Annotated in this window: 9 protein-coding genes; 6 read left to right on the plus strand and 3 right to left on the minus strand. The window is 57.9% G+C overall.

All coding sequences use genetic code 11. The annotated features are described in order from the left end of the window. Positions 1-203: 203 nt before the first annotated feature. Positions 204-3,803 (plus strand): flavoprotein, encoded by a 3,600-nt coding sequence (locus GOW56_RS15320; protein ID WP_171206421.1) that lies wholly within the window; start codon positions 204-206, stop codon positions 3,801-3,803. On the opposite strand, the gene GOW56_RS15325 is transcribed toward GOW56_RS15320, so the two are convergent. From GOW56_RS15325 to GOW56_RS15335, 3 genes are all read right to left on the minus strand, one after another. Next, entirely contained in the window at positions 3,800-4,963 is a 1,164-nt protein-coding gene (locus tag GOW56_RS15325) for a hypothetical protein (RefSeq protein WP_171206422.1), read from the minus strand. The genes GOW56_RS15320 and GOW56_RS15325 overlap by 4 nt on opposite strands. Before the next feature lie 20 nt (positions 4,964-4,983). After that, complete coding sequence (locus GOW56_RS15330; protein ID WP_171206423.1) at positions 4,984-8,259, minus strand: adenylate/guanylate cyclase domain-containing protein; 3,276 nt, start codon at positions 8,257-8,259, stop codon at positions 4,984-4,986. A gap of 116 nt (positions 8,260-8,375) precedes the next feature. Further along, positions 8,376-9,260: a LysR family transcriptional regulator gene (locus GOW56_RS15335; protein WP_171171890.1), complete on the minus strand. Its 885-nt coding sequence runs from the start codon at positions 9,258-9,260 to the stop codon at positions 8,376-8,378. A gap of 103 nt (positions 9,261-9,363) precedes the next feature. Between GOW56_RS15335 and GOW56_RS15340 the strand changes: the two genes are divergently transcribed. The 5 genes from GOW56_RS15340 to GOW56_RS15360 are packed head-to-tail and all read left to right on the plus strand — an operon-like array spanning position 9,364 to position 15,127. Beyond that, the gene (locus GOW56_RS15340) at positions 9,364-10,806 is read left to right on the plus strand and encodes an aldehyde dehydrogenase family protein (protein ID WP_171206424.1); all 1,443 of its coding nucleotides are present in this window, start codon (positions 9,364-9,366) and stop codon (positions 10,804-10,806) included. Then, positions 10,806-11,780, plus strand: coding sequence for a membrane dipeptidase (locus tag GOW56_RS15345; RefSeq protein WP_171206425.1), 975 nt, complete (start codon positions 10,806-10,808; stop codon positions 11,778-11,780). The genes GOW56_RS15340 and GOW56_RS15345 overlap by 1 nt, the downstream gene beginning before the upstream one ends. Positions 11,781-11,784: 4 nt before the next feature. After that, positions 11,785-13,473, plus strand: coding sequence for a hypothetical protein (locus tag GOW56_RS15350; RefSeq protein WP_171206426.1), 1,689 nt, complete (start codon positions 11,785-11,787; stop codon positions 13,471-13,473). Next, complete coding sequence (locus GOW56_RS15355; RefSeq protein WP_171206427.1) at positions 13,470-14,099, plus strand: DUF3726 domain-containing protein; 630 nt, start codon at positions 13,470-13,472, stop codon at positions 14,097-14,099. The genes GOW56_RS15350 and GOW56_RS15355 overlap by 4 nt, the downstream gene beginning before the upstream one ends. An 11-nt stretch (positions 14,100-14,110) precedes the next feature. Continuing rightward, positions 14,111-15,127 carry an Ldh family oxidoreductase gene (locus GOW56_RS15360; RefSeq protein ID WP_152459696.1) on the plus strand — a complete coding sequence of 339 codons (1,017 nt, stop codon included), beginning with the start codon at positions 14,111-14,113 and terminating at the stop codon, positions 15,125-15,127. The last annotated feature ends 76 nt before the right edge of the window (positions 15,128-15,203 follow it).

Raw genomic sequence — 15,203 nt, forward strand, 5'->3', positions numbered from 1 at the left:
TATTCAAATATCGGATATTGTGCAGCCAATTGGGCCATTTTGTTCATACTTTTTCTATCAGCAACACGGCCCTTGCCAGGAACACGCACGGAAAACAGGCAGGTCTTTTATTCTGAATGACCGGTGTCTGAGCTTCGAAGAACCAGAAGCACTGGCTGACCGAAGATTGAAATATTGCAACGCAACTCCGGGGGGACACAGTTGTGACCATAGATCAAATTTCCAAATCCAGACCTTACACCCCAAGCGACGCAGACTGGAAGATGATATATGATGTCCTTCCGGGCAAGGCGCAGATCGCCGACCCAGCCGTCATCAACCCACAATTCGAATGTATCGAAGTGACCGGAAACGCGGTTCTGCCGGCGAACGGCATGTATATCGTGCTGCGCGGCGTGGTTCAGCTGCGCCAGAACGGGAATCCATTGGCCAGCGCGGATGTCGGTGATTACTTCTATGAAGAGCACCTGCAAATCTCGGATATCCCTGTCAGCCTTGAAGCGCTTGCGCTGGATGGAACCCGGTTGGCGTATCTATCCAGCCAGAACTGGCTTCAGATACCAGAGAGCGTCCGGCAACCCTGTTTTGCAACGATGTTTGGTGATCTGGTCAGCGTTCAGTTGCAGAATTTTCAGCAGCCGATCAATTGTTGCAGTGTCACGGCGGCCGCTCTCAGCATGTCGGCGCTGGGGTTCAGCTGCGAAGTGAATGACATCTTCCGCGAATGCGCATTGCCCTCGTCCTTTGTCGTGAACGACGGAATCTCGCTGGGCGAGCTTTTTGACGTCGCCTGCACCTACATTCACACGCAGGGGCTGCGCGAGAGGGTTCAGGTTCAGGCCTATTTCATGGACGCAGACACAACCAATGTGCCGCTGTTGCTTGAGGCGATCGACGAATCCAACCGGCTGGGCGGTGACAACGACATTCTGGTGGCGAATTTCCAGGTCGGTCTTGCCCATGGCAACGAGACTATGCCCGGCGGCCATTTTGCCGTCATCGCCAAGTGCAATCCAAGCACGGGGCTGGTGCATATGATGGATGTGCACCCTGAGAAATACGGCAAGCTTTGGGTGACAACCGTCGAACGGTTGTGGCAAGCCATGTCGGATCGTGACGGAACCTCGATGCGGTCCCGCGGCCTTTTGCGGTTTTCGGCACGGGCCGCGGTCAAGACGCACCTGAAGACCTTCAAGCAGCGGTGCAATTACGTCGACAGCACACGTTATCTGGCGAAAGATCCCAAGAAACGCCGCAACCTGTTCCGCCGGGCAACGCCCAACATGAACTCGATCGGCGTTTTGGTGGAAAGCCTCGCCATTCACGGCGACTACAGGGTGGACGAGGACGAGTTGCTGCGGGCGGCCCAGGTGTCGTTCACGGATACTGTCCGCCGGGTCGCCACCGCCAAAGACATGCACGACATGGTCGAAAAGTATATCAGACAATCCGAGAACCTGCATCTGAGCAGTTCGTTCCAGAGCTTTGAGACCCGCGACGACAAATCAATCCAAACCCCCGAAGACTGGTTCAAGGCGCAGTTGAAAAGCCTGACCCCCGACAGCAATCGCCACCTGATGATCAACATCGACTTCAATCGCGTCACCGGGATCGAGGCGATCCGCCCGCCGGACAACGTGTTCCGGGAAACTGCGTTGCTCGAAGAGTTCTGGTGCCTGTGCATAGACTATGACGAGGATGAAGACGTTGTGACCATAGTCGATATGAGTCCGGCAACCTCGCAGGTCTGGCAAGCGCCGCGGGGCAACATTTTCCGTGGTCTGCGGGATCTCGAAGACCCTGCATTGTTGGTGATCGAAGAGGTCGAGCCGCCCGAAAACCCAAGCGATGTTGCCAGCATCATCAAGCACAATACGATGGTTCTGTTCTACGAGGACGAAGACCCGTGGTCCTATATGCTGCGCAGCATTCTTTCGAATATCGGGGCAACAACCGTCAAGCAGATCGACGTGGGCGGGCGCGATCCCAATATGATCAGGATGCGGCGGCAACTGGTGACGCTGGGCGAAAGACCGGACGTGCCGTATTTGTTTTTCAAAGGGAAATGCATCAGCAAAAGTGAAAAGCTGGAAGACATCGTAGACATGATCCAGGCCGGTGAATTGCAGGCCAGGATGCGCAAGGAAGGGCTGCCGGTATCCGAACTGAATGAAACCCCAAGCCTTGAGAAGAACCCATTCGGCTACCCCAAGGGGGTGATGAATCAAGTGAACGCCGGAAAGCGAAACGTATTGCTCTGCGCCTGCGGGTCGTCGGCGGCGGACAAGATCCCCGAGCTTGTCGAACGTATTGTCGACGCGGGGCATAACGTGAAACTGATCCCGTCTGTTTCGGCCGAGAAGTTCTTTCGGGATTTCGGTGCCGAACGGATCGACGCCAAAATCACCCACAATGACTATTACCGCGACGATGACGAGTGGAATTTCCGCTATTTGAATTTCGACATGCCGGTGCGCGCCTCGCATCTGGCACTGTGTGACTGGGCAGATTGCGTCATAGTGGCCCCCATAACCTGCAACACGATGGGAAAAGTTGCCAATGGCATCGCCGACAATCTTTTGACCTCGGTCTTCGTGGCCTGGCAATACCAGAAGAAACCCGTGATCCTCTGCCCCGCGTGCAATACGAATATGTGGAACAATATCACCACGCAGAACAACGTCGACAAGCTTAAGACGCTTGGGGTCGATTTCGTCGGACCGCGCGAAGGCCGCCTGTCGAACGGCCGGATGGGCATCGGCATGATGGCAACGCCGGACCAGATCATGGAAGCTTTGGCGGATGCGTTCGAGGAATTGGACGACCAGAAGTATCGCGTCTGCAAATGGGCGCGCGAGGCCGCTGCCGCCGATGACATCAACGAATGGAAACGCGTGTTCCGTGCTATCGACGAAGGGGTCGTCGGGGTCAACATCGTGGACGAGGCCCATGGAGATTCACTGTTGCACTATGCGGCGGGCGGTGAAGGCGAACTGGGCGAAAGCGGCCATGATCTGGGCAGGCCGGATTATGAGGCTGCCCAAGACCTGATCGACAGGGATATCGACGTCAACATTGTCAACGATCACGGGTTCACCGCATTGCATGTGGCGGTGATGAACAAGGCACCGAAGATGGTGGAAATCCTGCTGCGGGCTGAAGACATGGATGCGACCCCGTGCATCGAATTCGTTCAGGGCATGCAGATCGAACCGGAAATCCGTTCCATGCTGGACGCCTGGGCGCAAGATCACAACCTGAAGATGGCAGACCCCGAACAGGGGCGTGACGAAAGCTTCGTGGCGGTGAACGAACCCTCTTACCTGTATTTCACCTATGGATCACTGAAGCAGGGGTTCCCCAATCATGACGCACACAGCGCGGTCCTGAATGAATTCGTGGGAACGGCGCGCACCCGGCAACCAATGCCCCTGATCATCCCGAAGGAACCATTCTGCGACAATCCCAACTGCGGGTATCTGCATCGCATGGCAACCCTTGTGGATCAGCAGGGGATGGGCAAGCAAGTGGGTGGAGAGGTCTACCGTGTCACCGAATCCGGTCTCCGCGAACTGGACAGGCTGGAAGGGTATCACGGCCCCGGCTCACCCGAGAATGTCTATGTGCGCAAGAAAATCAACGTCGTCATCGACGGGGCGATGAAACCCGCATATGCCTATGTGATCGCGGATCCGGAAAAATACCTGAAAAGCTGGCGCGAGGGTACGTCCGAAGTGGTGGGCGACTACACGCTGGATATGGCGCAAGGCGAACCCAAACCCGGGTTTGAACCCGTGGCCTAACACTCCCGCGTGCTGATCGGTGGCGGTTCCGCGCTATCCTTGATGCTGAGGTTATAGGCCGTGATCGCCACCATGCACAGCAGCACGAAGGGCCAGAAACTGGCCTTTGGAATCAGGTTGTCCCGATAATGGATGATCCGCAGCGACGTTACCGCCTCTGACGCGAAAAGGTACGTGTTGATCGAAACTGCCAACAACATGAAATACATAAGGAAAAAGAACGACTCCATGTAGATCACGGGCGATCCGGCGAATCCTTCGCGCAGTTGTACATGGGCAAGCAGGATCACGAAGAACAGAACCGAACAGGTGCCGATCACGCTGGACGTGCTGAAGTCATGCCGCTCTACCAGACCCTCGCGGCGCGTGACTGTCATGACCGCACCGAACAGCAGCATCACCACGACCAGCAACGGGATCATGTGAACGATGAACGCGTTTGCGAAATTGCGTTTGATGACGAAGTTGTAATGCAACTCGGGCGTGTTGGTCTGGTAAGCGTTCTGCCGGATGCCCAGCGTCGTGTCCAGTTTCGACAGCTTGTAGTCGAAATAGGTGTTTTCTCGCTCCCACGTGCCCATCACGATCCGGTTGTCGATCCCGAAAATGTCATCCGGTCCGGTCGCCGGATAAGCCTCGAAGTCAGGAACCAGTGCGATATTGACCTCGAAAGAAGCGGGCGAGAACCGCACCCAAACCGTTTTGTGATCGAAGGGATAGCTGGTGTAGTCGAAGCTCTGGCGCAGAGTTTGTTCAAAATACCAACCAATCAAGACGCCCTCGGGTTGTGACAAGCGGTATGCCTCTTCAACTAGGCCACTTGCCGTATCGACCGCTTCGGGCAGAAGAAATCCAACCTCACCTTCGGCGGGAAGGATCGCATCATGTTCCTTTTCCTTGTAGTGCTGCCAGATATAGCCGGTAAGCCGCACGTCACTAGCGCCCAGAAAGCTGAACGACTTTATGAAAATCCCCGTTCTCAAACGATAGTCCGGCGCCACGTCCATTCTGCACAGATACGCATCTACCGAAGCCTGATCGGGCAGCTGCGTCAGGTCTTCCTCGAAATGGTTCAGTTCGATCCAAAGCTTGAGCAACAAGGCGGCCAACCCAAAGGTCAGCAGGCCAGAGATAAGCCAAACCTTTTTTTCGACGCTCATTCAGCCACCTGCCTTGCCGCCTATTCCGCCAGAAAATCCGCTCGGCCCAGCAACGATTGCGTGATGCCCATCGCCGCAAACTGCTCATTCAGATCGGCAAATCCGCTATGCTGTGACGGTGGGATATTCTGCTTCCCGCTCTCGGCCAATAGTCGTGCTTGACGAATGGACAGGTCAACCATTGGCAAAGGCTCATTCTTGGTGAACGCGGCAAGCCCATCCGCATATTCAATTGCGGCATCCCAATCACCGCGCGCCAGCATGACAACGCTGGCATCGGGGTAAAAGTGTAAATGGCTGTGGCCGACACATCCCTCGGCGATGATCTCAGAACCCAGTTTCAAAAGGCGCGTTTGCTCATCCGGGTCCGTTTCGGCCATCGCCAGGGCTGAAAGGGCCTTGGGTCCAACAAAGTTGCGGCCATGTTCAAGCGCGATTTCGACTGCTCGCAGACCGGTTTCACGTGCGCGCCCGATCTGGCCGGCATAAACCTGCGTTCTGGCCAGATGTTCCAACGCCTGCGCTTCAAGGCGTTTTGCGCCCACGCGCTCTGCGATTTCGGCGGAAACGCCAAAGGCTTCCAGCGCACGGTCGAGGCTGCCCAGAAAGGTCTCGGCCACACCAAGGCATGTTTGCGCGACACATTCCGGAACGAAGGCGAAATAGGTCTGCGAGATTTCAATCGCCTCATTGGCATCTGCTCGGCCCTGCCCGACATCCCCAGTATAGCTGCGCGCCACGCTGAGATTGTGCAGATTGGCCGCAAGGTCCCGAACCAGCCCTTTTTCGCGCGCCCTTTCAGCGGCTTGGGTATAGAACCCCGCCGCCGTCTTCATCGAGGCTTTCATGAAATTGGCGTCGCCAAATCCACTCAGCGCCCCAACCTCAAGGCGCGGGGATTCCAGCTTGCGGGCAAGCGAGAGCGCCCGCTCGTTGGCCTTCAGCGCTTCTTTGTTCCGGCCCAGCGGGAAATAGACGTTGCCGCGCACATAGCTTATCTGGGCCTCATCTTCCTCGGACCCGCAGCGCTGTGCTGCTGCCTCGGCCGTGTCGAGCGCTTCCAGCGCGTCCTGATACAGGCTTGCTTGCCGCGCCGCCTGCGCAAGCCCGATATGGGCCCGGGCGATTTGCTCGTCTGTTTCAGCCAAACGGGCGGCGTCTTTGAACTCGTCCAAAGCTTCGTTTGACAACCCCTGCAACCGATGGGTTTCGCCCCGCGCGCACAGCAGGTCAAATCGGACACCCGCCGGGGACGGCAATTCCAAAGCACGCTCGATCAGCGGGCTGGCATCGTCGAACCGGAAGGCCTGAATCAATTTGTCGGCTGCTTCCAGATAGGCTTGTGCCGCGTTATTGGCCCCGGCCCGGTCCAGATGCTGGGCGCGCAAGGTTGCATCCTTGTCTTCGAACCACTGAGCCGCCTGTCGGTGCAGACGGGCACGTTCGGATTTGACCAATGTTGCATAGGACCCGTCCCGGATCAGCGCGTGGGTAAACATGAAATCGGGCCCTGCCTCTCGGATCAACGCCGAGCGGATCAGGTTGCTTGTATCCAGATGCCCTTCACCCAGAATGAAATTCAGAACTTCGGGCGAGAACCGTTGACCCAGAACCGATGCGGCCTGAATGGCGGTTCGGCTGGCGCGATCCAGCGCATCCAATCGCGACTGAACGATACCCTGAATACTGCCCGGCACAGTTTCCTGTTTGAGCACATCCGTATTTCGCAACAGCTGTTCCAGAAACAACGGATTTCCACCGGCGCGCTGGACGCATGTTTCCAGCAAGTCGCGATCGATGGCCCGGAACTCTTCGACCAGTTGCCTGACGTGCTCTTCTCCCATCGGTGCCAGTTCCAGTTTTGACACCAGCGCACCATCCGTGGCCATCTGCCACTCTCTGTCGATCGGATCGCCCTCGGCCCGGCTGGTCATCATCAACACACAGGGCGTGTTCCGCGTCACAGCGGCGATATGAGAACACGCCGCCAGGATGTCGGGCGTCGCCCAGTGGATGTCTTCAATCTGAATAAGCAAGGGCGATTCCCGACTGCTGGCGGAGAGCAGCTCCTCCAGCACCTGACGCCGCCCGCGCAGACGGGTTTTGTTGTCCATCACCGCATAGACCTCGGCCAGGCCCGGATCCTGCTCGAGTTCAAGCAAAGCATTGAGATGCGCAGCGTTGGAAGGGCTGACCCAGCCTTTGGCAATGGCCTCTTTAGCAACGGCCGCCCCGGTTTCCGCCCCGTCTGACGCTTCAAGCCCCAGAATGCTGCGTGCAACGGTCTGAATGGCTGAATGACCTTCGCGCGCGCCGAAATCCATCACAACGCCGTTGTGGATCGTGTAGGACAGGCTTGTCGCCAGTTCCGCCACTTGCTCGGACAGATGGGTTTTTCCAATTCCGGGTTCGCCCAGAACGATATGCACTTCACCTTTTCCATGGCGTTGGCATCGGTCGAACGTGGCCGAGAAAATCGACATCTCGCGCTCGCGCCCGATGAATTTGTGCCGTCTGGTCCGAATGTTCCTGGCCAGCCGGTCCAGACGCCAGACCTCAACCGGCTCGTTCAACCCCTTGATCGCCTTGACCCCGATGGATTCGCCAACGAACAACGGGCCCAGCGCGCGTTGAATGTCATGTGAGACCAGAGTCTCGCCGCCCCCTGAGATATCTGTCAGCCGAGACGCCAGATTCACCCCATCCCCTGTCACTGTATATTCCGTGTGCGACTGGCTGCCTGTCGTACTGGCGATGACCTGACCCGAAGAGATACCGATATGGCAGGACAGCGGCGGTGATAACGTCGGAAGAACCGCATGAATTTCAGCTGCGGCCCGTGCTGCCCTTTCCGTGTCATTGGTATGTGAGATCGGCGCTCCGAAAACGGCCATGACCGCATCACCGATATGCTTGTCGATGCGTCCGCCGTATTTTTCGACCACATTGTCCACTTTGCTGAAGAACTGGTTGAGCAGCGCGTGCAGATCCTCGGCATCCAGCTTGCTGGACATTTTCGTGAACCCGGTCAGGTCCGCAAACATCACCGTGACCTGCCGCCGCGCAGGTTCGTGCGGCGCTGCGGGTTCAGGCTCCGTGGCGATCTGCGAGGAATCAAGTTGCTCGATGGCACGCAAAAGCCGCCGACGATCGCCGACAGCGGTCACACCGATTTCGATCAGATCCTCGGCCGTCAAATCAGGCAGAATGGAAAAGTCGATCTTGTTATCAATGAAGGCCTGCGCGTACTCGTTTAATCCATTTGCGCTCAACCAGCCCCTCAGGTCTTGAGACATATCGCCCCTCTGAAGTCCCCCACTTCAAACGAGAACCTAGCATGGCAGCGGGCGTGAGTCTGCAAAAACCAAATTAATTTGTGATTTTGAGCAGGGTTAATCCCCTTTTGATGCATTCACAGGCTTGAATTTCCAAATCCACTCGAAAGGACAAATGAACGGCAGGCCTCCGAGATTTCTCGGAATCGCGACCTTTCCCGAACGTATAGAAACACCTCGCGCCTGTCCGGCAAATCTGAAATCGGACGAAAGGCGACTGCGTCCGGGATGAATTGCGCGACGGTCTGCGGCAGGACCGTGATCCACTGGCCTGCCCTGACAGTCGTGATCAGGGAATGCGTGTTGTGGATGGTAACCTCGGCCCTGTCCAGAACTTCACGGAAAGGCGCGGACTCGATAAAGTCACACAGGGCGTTTCGCACGAAAGGCTGAGCCACCAGATCGGAAATGGCTGGCGGTTCGGCCCGTGTCATCAGCGGATGATCGGACGCTGCAACCAAGCCGAAGCGGTCCTGAAACAGCGGCTCTGCACTGACCCCATTCAGCGGAAAGTGGCCTGACGCTATCCCGATATCAGACGTGTCGCCGGCAACCGCATCCAGAACCTGCTGCGAATCTCCGTCGCGCAGCTCGATCTTCAGGCCGGGAAAGCGAGACGTCATATGATCCAGCAGGGCAGGAAAGACCAACGCCCCCACGGACGGCACGGATACGATACGGATCAACCCGTGCTCGGCCTGTGCCGCCAGTTCAATATTCTGAACGGCCTGATCGAAATCCCGCACCTGTTTGAGCGCAAGCTCGAGAACTTGCTGACCCAGCGGTGAAAGGTGGTTTTTCCGTTCGCCTTCAAACAGTTTCTTGCCAAGATGCTCTTCGAATTGTTTCAACATCATTGAGACCGCGGATTGCGTGCGGCCCAAACGGCTGGCTGCCTCGGCAAGGTTTCCGGTTTGGGCCACAGTGCAAAAGCACCGCAGCATTTCTATTTTCACGGCCATGCTTCAATCTTTCTGAAGTTTTCTAAAGTTATTTGAGTTTGACTGATGTCGCCGGCAAGTTCCATTCTTTCGCAAACTGAAATTTGCGAATTTGGGGCCTGACGTGACCAAACTGAATCTGATTGCCGGCGAATGGCTGGCCGGCGAAAGCGAAATCGAAAACCGCAACCCATCGGATCTGAGCGATCTGGTCGGCATATTCGCGCAGGCCAGTGCTGATCAGCTTGAGACAACGCTGGATCAGGCACGGGCAGCCCAGGTGGAATGGGCGGCTTATGGGTTGGAGCGCAAGCAGGCCGTGCTGAACGCCATCGGCAACGAACTGATGGCCCGCGCCGAGGAACTCGGCACATTGCTGAGCCGTGAAGAAGGAAAACCGCTGGCCGAGGGCAAGGGCGAGGTCTACCGCGCCGGTCAGTTCTTCACCTACTATGCGGCCGAATGTCTGCGACAGATCGGAGAGAACGCCGATTCCGTGCGCCCGGACATCGAGGTTGACGTGCGCCGCGAGGCTGTTGGCGTGGTTGCCATCATCAGCCCGTGGAACTTCCCCACCGCAACGGCTTCGTGGAAAATCGCCCCGGCGCTTTGCTATGGCAACGCGGTTGTTTGGAAACCCGCCAACATCACCCCTGCCTCGGCCGTGGCCCTGACCGAAATCATCGCGCGGCAAGACATCCCCAAGGGTCTGTTCAGCCTGGTGATGGGCTCGGGCCGTTCCATCGGTCAGCGTCTGGTGGAAAGCCCCAAGGTCAATGCGATTTCATTCACCGGATCGGTTCCCGTGGGTAAGGGCATTGCTACTGCGGCCATCCAGAACCTGACCAAGGTGCAGATGGAAATGGGGTCCAAGAACGCGCTGGCCGTTATGGATGATGCCGATCTGGATCTGGCGGTGACGCTGGCGCTGGGCGGGGCCTTTGGCGGCACCGGTCAGAAGTGCACGGCTTCATCGCGTCTGGTCGTCCACGCCGGCATCCATGATGCCTTTGTCGAAAAGCTTGTGGCCGGCGCACAGGCCATCAAGGTCGGCCACGCGCTGGAGGACGGGGTTCAGATGGGTCCGGTCGTCAGCCAGCAGCAGTTGAACGAAAACCTTGCCTATGTCGAACTGGGCAAAACCGAAGGCGCCGAGCTGGCCTGTGGCGGTCAGCGGCTGGAGATGCCCCATGACGGTTTCTACATGTCGCCGGGCGTGTTCCTGAACACCACCAACGACATGCGCATCAACCGCGAAGAAATGTTCGCACCGCTGACCAGCGTCATCAAGGTCGGCAGCTATGACGAGGCGCTGAGCGTGGTCAACGACACCAATTTCGGCCTGACCTCGGGCATCGTGACCAAATCGCTGGCCCGCGCCACGCATTTCCGCCGCAACGCGCGCACCGGTGTTGTGACGGTGAACCTGCCCACCGCGGGTACCGATTACCACGTGCCTTTCGGTGGCCGCGGCGACAGCTCGTACGGACCCCGCGAACAGGGAAAGGCGGCGGCTGAATTCTATACGACCGTCAAAACCGCCTATATCAGCGCAGGCCCCGTCTGATGCGGATCGATGGCCTGCAATATGCCAACTGGTCGGAAAAGATCTTCCGCCAGTTGCGCGAAGGGGGCGTGGACGCGATCCACGTCACCATCGCATATCATGAGAATTTCCGCGAAACGGTTCTGAATTTCGAGAAATGGAACCGCTGGTTCGAGCAATACCCGGATCTGATCATGAAAGGCCGCTGGGTCAGCGATATCGACACGGCCCGTAAAACGGACCGAACCGCCGTGTTTTTCGGGTTTCAGAACCCGTCGCCCATTGAAGACGATATCGGGCTGGTCGAAATCCTGCACGATCTGGGCGCGCGGTTCATGCAACTGACCTACAACAACCAATCCCTGCTGGCGACCGGTTGCTACGAGGCCGAAGACACCGGCATCACCCGCATGGGCAAGCAGGTCATCAAAGAGATGAACCGCGTGGGCCTTGTGGTCGACATGAGCCATTCGGCGGACCGTTCCACGATCGAGGCGGCTGAAATCTCGGACCGGCCCATCGCGATTACACACGCCAATCCGCACGAATGGTCCCCGGCCCTGCGCAACAAGCGAGATGACGTCATCCGCGCTGTAACGGAAAAAGGTGGGATGCTGGGCTTTTCGGTCTACCCTCACCACCTGAAAGACAAGTCCGATTGCACGCTGGAGAGCTTCTGCGAAATGATCGCCCGCACTGCTGACAAATACGGGGCCGAACATCTGGGGATCGGCACCGACCTGTGTCAGGATCAGCCCGACAGCGTCGTGGAATGGATGCGTGTGGGGCGTTGGTCAAAAGAGATCGACTATGGCGAAGGCTCGGCCTCGGCGCCGGGATTCCCACCGATGCCGGGTTGGTTTCAGGACAACCGGGACTTTGGCAACATCGAAAAAGGGTTAAGCGCGACCGGCCTGAACGATGACGAAGTGGCCGGGATCATGGGCGGGAACTGGTATCGGTTCTTTGCCGAGAACTTCGTCCCACAAAGGTAACCAAATGGAACCACACGCGCAGACAGAGATCGCCAGACGTGACCCATCCACGGTCATGCGGCTGTCACGTTTGGGATCGTTGCACCAATGTCGGCTCAGCTTTATGCGGCAGCTGACGCGTCGCATGGCCGAAGAAAACTGGAGCTTTTCGCGCCCCGCGTTCGAAATTGACAACAAGGGTGTGGGCCATGCGGTCTATACCGCGCAAGGCCTCGATCGGGCCTATTCGCTGGTCGCCTTTGCCCATGACCTGCCACCCGATCAACGATCGGACCGGGTGATCGCCGAGGCCTGGGATGCCACCTTTACCTTGTTTGACGGCATTCCAACGGCAGAGGATATCGATCGTCTGTCGCAGAATGTTCCGTTGCAAGAAGCCGGACGCGTCAGCGAAGCCGAACTGTCCCTGTCGCGGGCGAACCGTTCCGTGCGGCTTTGGGCCCATGTGGTGGATCAGCTTGCTGCGGGGCAGCAACCCGACCTCGAACAGATATACAAGGTCGGCTATCTGATGCGGACCACGGCCGTTTATGGTTCGGGCAAATTCGGCGCGGCGGACCGCGAAAAGACAGCCGGCCGGGCCGAAGTCAGCGGTCCGTTCCAGATCGAGATGCTGTCGGTCTATCTGACCCGCGCCTTTGTGCGCGATCTGGTACAGCACATGGCTCGGGTCAAAGGCCAAGACCAGACCGCAGAGCTTGATCCGGACATCGCGCGCTGGCTGGGCATCGGGAATTCGACCGGCCTGGGTATGGCGCCGTTCATCGTCAATCACCCGGTACTGTTCAACAACTGGATCATGGTGCGCGAGGAGGCGATCTCGCGCGTTCGGTCCATTGATGTGGCTTCGGCGGATGAGGCACGTGTCTTTTGCGATGTCTTTGCACGCTGCAAACAGTCAATCGCCTGGTGGCGATCTGAACACCCGGTGCAGATGGAAAAGCTGGCGGCGTTGAATTCGGATCTGCAAGAAATCGAAAAATACCTGGCCAAGGATGATCTGACACAGGATCACCCCTGGAACCGTCTGATCCTTTGGTCCGAAACCGCGCTGACAGAAGAAGGTCAGGAGCTGCTGGCCTCTTTGATCCTTGAACCTTACGGCGCGCTTGTTGACGGGCTTGCGAGCTGCATGGCAGACACCGACGCCTCTGCACAGGTGATTGATGGGACCATGCCGGTATCAGCGGTGCGTGCGTTGATCCGGAACAGCTTTGACTGGGCTTTGAACCTTGATTGGGCCGCCGCCGAAAACTGCGCGCGGGCCTGGTACGTGTCCGAAGAAAAGCTGGAACCCCGGCTGGGGGAGCGGTTCGAGGAGCCGATCTCGGATTATGAACAACCTCTTGCACCGGCGCGGGATGCAACCCTGGCTTTCGAAGCGTTGCAGAACTGGCCTGATGACGCTCCGATAGCAGAGTTTCTGTTGCGCCATCCGGAACACCGCCACAGCGTGCGCCGCGCGCAAATCAGCCGTATCGCTCCCTACGGTGAAATTCGAGACAACACGATCAGCGCGCAGGTGATGCCCATTGATATGCTGCGGGCCAAACTGTCTTTCTTTGGGGCAACGCATTTCGACCCGCGTTCGGATCGGTGGGTGCGTATCTGCATGTATGCGGGCGCGCCCTACCCGGAAGAGCTGAACACCGCGAACGCCGATCTTTGGGTTTATCCGGAGGTTGCGCAATGACCTTCTCGTTGAACGAAGTGGAAGCCACCGCCAAACGCGCAACCCGTGGGGCTGGATATGCCTGGGGTGTGGCGGAGGAAGCCGCGAAAGCAACCCGATGGCTGTGCGTCCAGGGGTTTGACGGGCCTGCGATCCTGGCCCAGTTGCTTGAGCAGGAATTTGCGCCGCACCTGGAACATCACATCCCAGAGGCCCGGGACGGCATGTGGACCGGCGCCCGGGATCTGTGCCCCCTTATGACCGGATCGGCATTATCAGATTTCCCGGACGCCCTGTCGCAAGGCAAAGTTCTGATTTCCAATGTTGCCGCTCCTCTTCTGTTGCTGCCCTTTGTCGCCACCATGGCGAAAAAGCGGAAATCGACTTTGGAAATCACATTGGACGGGGTTTCAGCGACCACTGATGGTGTTCATCTCAGCTGTGGCGATTTCGGAATGGAGAGGGCAAATCGCGTCGGGATAACCGAAACCGGCCGCATCAGACCCACCCGTTCCATGCACAGCCGCGCTGACCCGGATCCGGGGGCGTGGCAATTCCTCAACACTGTGGCGCATCGCACCTATGCCCCCGCAACTGAAGAATCCCGACTGCTTGGCGCTGGTTCAGGCTTGTCAGACAACGATTGAAGGACCACCCGATGACCGAAACCAGAACCCTCTCGCTTGCCGAAATCGAAGAGCTGTCATTCAATGCGCTGGTTGCCGCCGGCACAAGCGAAGAAAACGCGCGCCCTTTGGCTGTTGCCACAGCCGCGACCGAAGCGGACGGCGTGGCCAGCCATGGGCTGGCGTATATCCCGATCTATTGCGAGCATGTTCAATGCGGCAAGGTCGACGGTCAGGCAAAACCTGCCCTTGAAACCCCGCGTCCGGGCCTCATCCGCGTCGATGCCAAAACCGGGTTTGCACATTCGGCCATTGATCTGGGTTTCGAGGCGCTGATCCCTGCGGCACAGGAACAGGGCATCGCCGCATTGGCGATTACAAACAGCTACAATTGCGGTGTGCTGGGCTATCACACGTATCGGCTGGCCCAGGCAGGGCTGGTCGGATTGGGGTTCACCAATGCGCCAGCATCCATCGCACCTTCGGGCGGATCGAAACCTGTCGTTGGGACCAATCCGTTCTCGATCGCTGCACCGGGAACAGATGGTCAACCCGCACTGCTGATAGATCAGAGCGCCAGCACCATCGCCAAAAGCGAAGTGATGAAGCATGCAAGGGAAGGCAAGGCCATTCCCGTCGGATGGGCGCTGGACGCTGACGGCAACCCTACAACGGATCCTGACGTTGGACTGAAAGGCAGCATGGCCCCCTCGGGCGGCTACAAGGGCGTGGGTGTTGCTTTGCTGACCGAAGTCATGGCCGCAGCCCTTACTGGATCGACACTTGGGTTGAACGCATCGCCTTTTTCCGGAACGGCCGGTGGCCCCCCGAAAACGGGGCAGTTCTTTATTGCGATTGATCCCGTGGCGTCGTCCGCAGGTTTGTTTTCAAACGCCATGGCAACTCTGGTTGAGTCGATCAGATCTCAGGACGGCGCGCATCTGCCAGGTGATGGCCGCCGCAAGAGCCGGCTTTCGTCAAGCAAAGCGGGAGTTGCAGTGAACTCCGCAACCCTGTCAAAGATTGAAGCAATTTTGGGCTCAGGCTAGGTCAGGACCCATAACCAGTAGATGAGGTTTGCTACGAGTGCGATGGCTGATAGGAAGACCTTGGAACAACGGTCAT

Source organism: Ruegeria sp. HKCCA0235A, assembly GCF_013033235.1.
In the GTDB taxonomy this organism is placed as follows: domain Bacteria; phylum Pseudomonadota; class Alphaproteobacteria; order Rhodobacterales; family Rhodobacteraceae; genus Ruegeria.

What these genes read in the sequence shown, in the direction of transcription:
- GOW56_RS15350 (WP_171206426.1), top strand. Translation starts at nt 11,785, where the DNA reads ATGGAACCACACGCGCAGACAGAGATCGCCAGACGTGACCCATCCACG.
- GOW56_RS15345 (WP_171206425.1), top strand. Translation starts at nt 10,806, where the DNA reads ATGCGGATCGATGGCCTGCAATATGCCAACTGGTCGGAAAAGATCTTC.
- GOW56_RS15355 (WP_171206427.1), top strand. Translation starts at nt 13,470, where the DNA reads ATGACCTTCTCGTTGAACGAAGTGGAAGCCACCGCCAAACGCGCAACC.
- GOW56_RS15330 (WP_171206423.1), bottom strand. Translation starts at nt 8,259, where the DNA reads ATGTCTCAAGACCTGAGGGGCTGGTTGAGCGCAAATGGATTAAACGAG.
- GOW56_RS15325 (WP_171206422.1), bottom strand. Translation starts at nt 4,963, where the DNA reads ATGAGCGTCGAAAAAAAGGTTTGGCTTATCTCTGGCCTGCTGACCTTT.
- GOW56_RS15335 (WP_171171890.1), bottom strand. Translation starts at nt 9,260, where the DNA reads ATGGCCGTGAAAATAGAAATGCTGCGGTGCTTTTGCACTGTGGCCCAA.
- GOW56_RS15360 (WP_152459696.1), top strand. Translation starts at nt 14,111, where the DNA reads ATGACCGAAACCAGAACCCTCTCGCTTGCCGAAATCGAAGAGCTGTCA.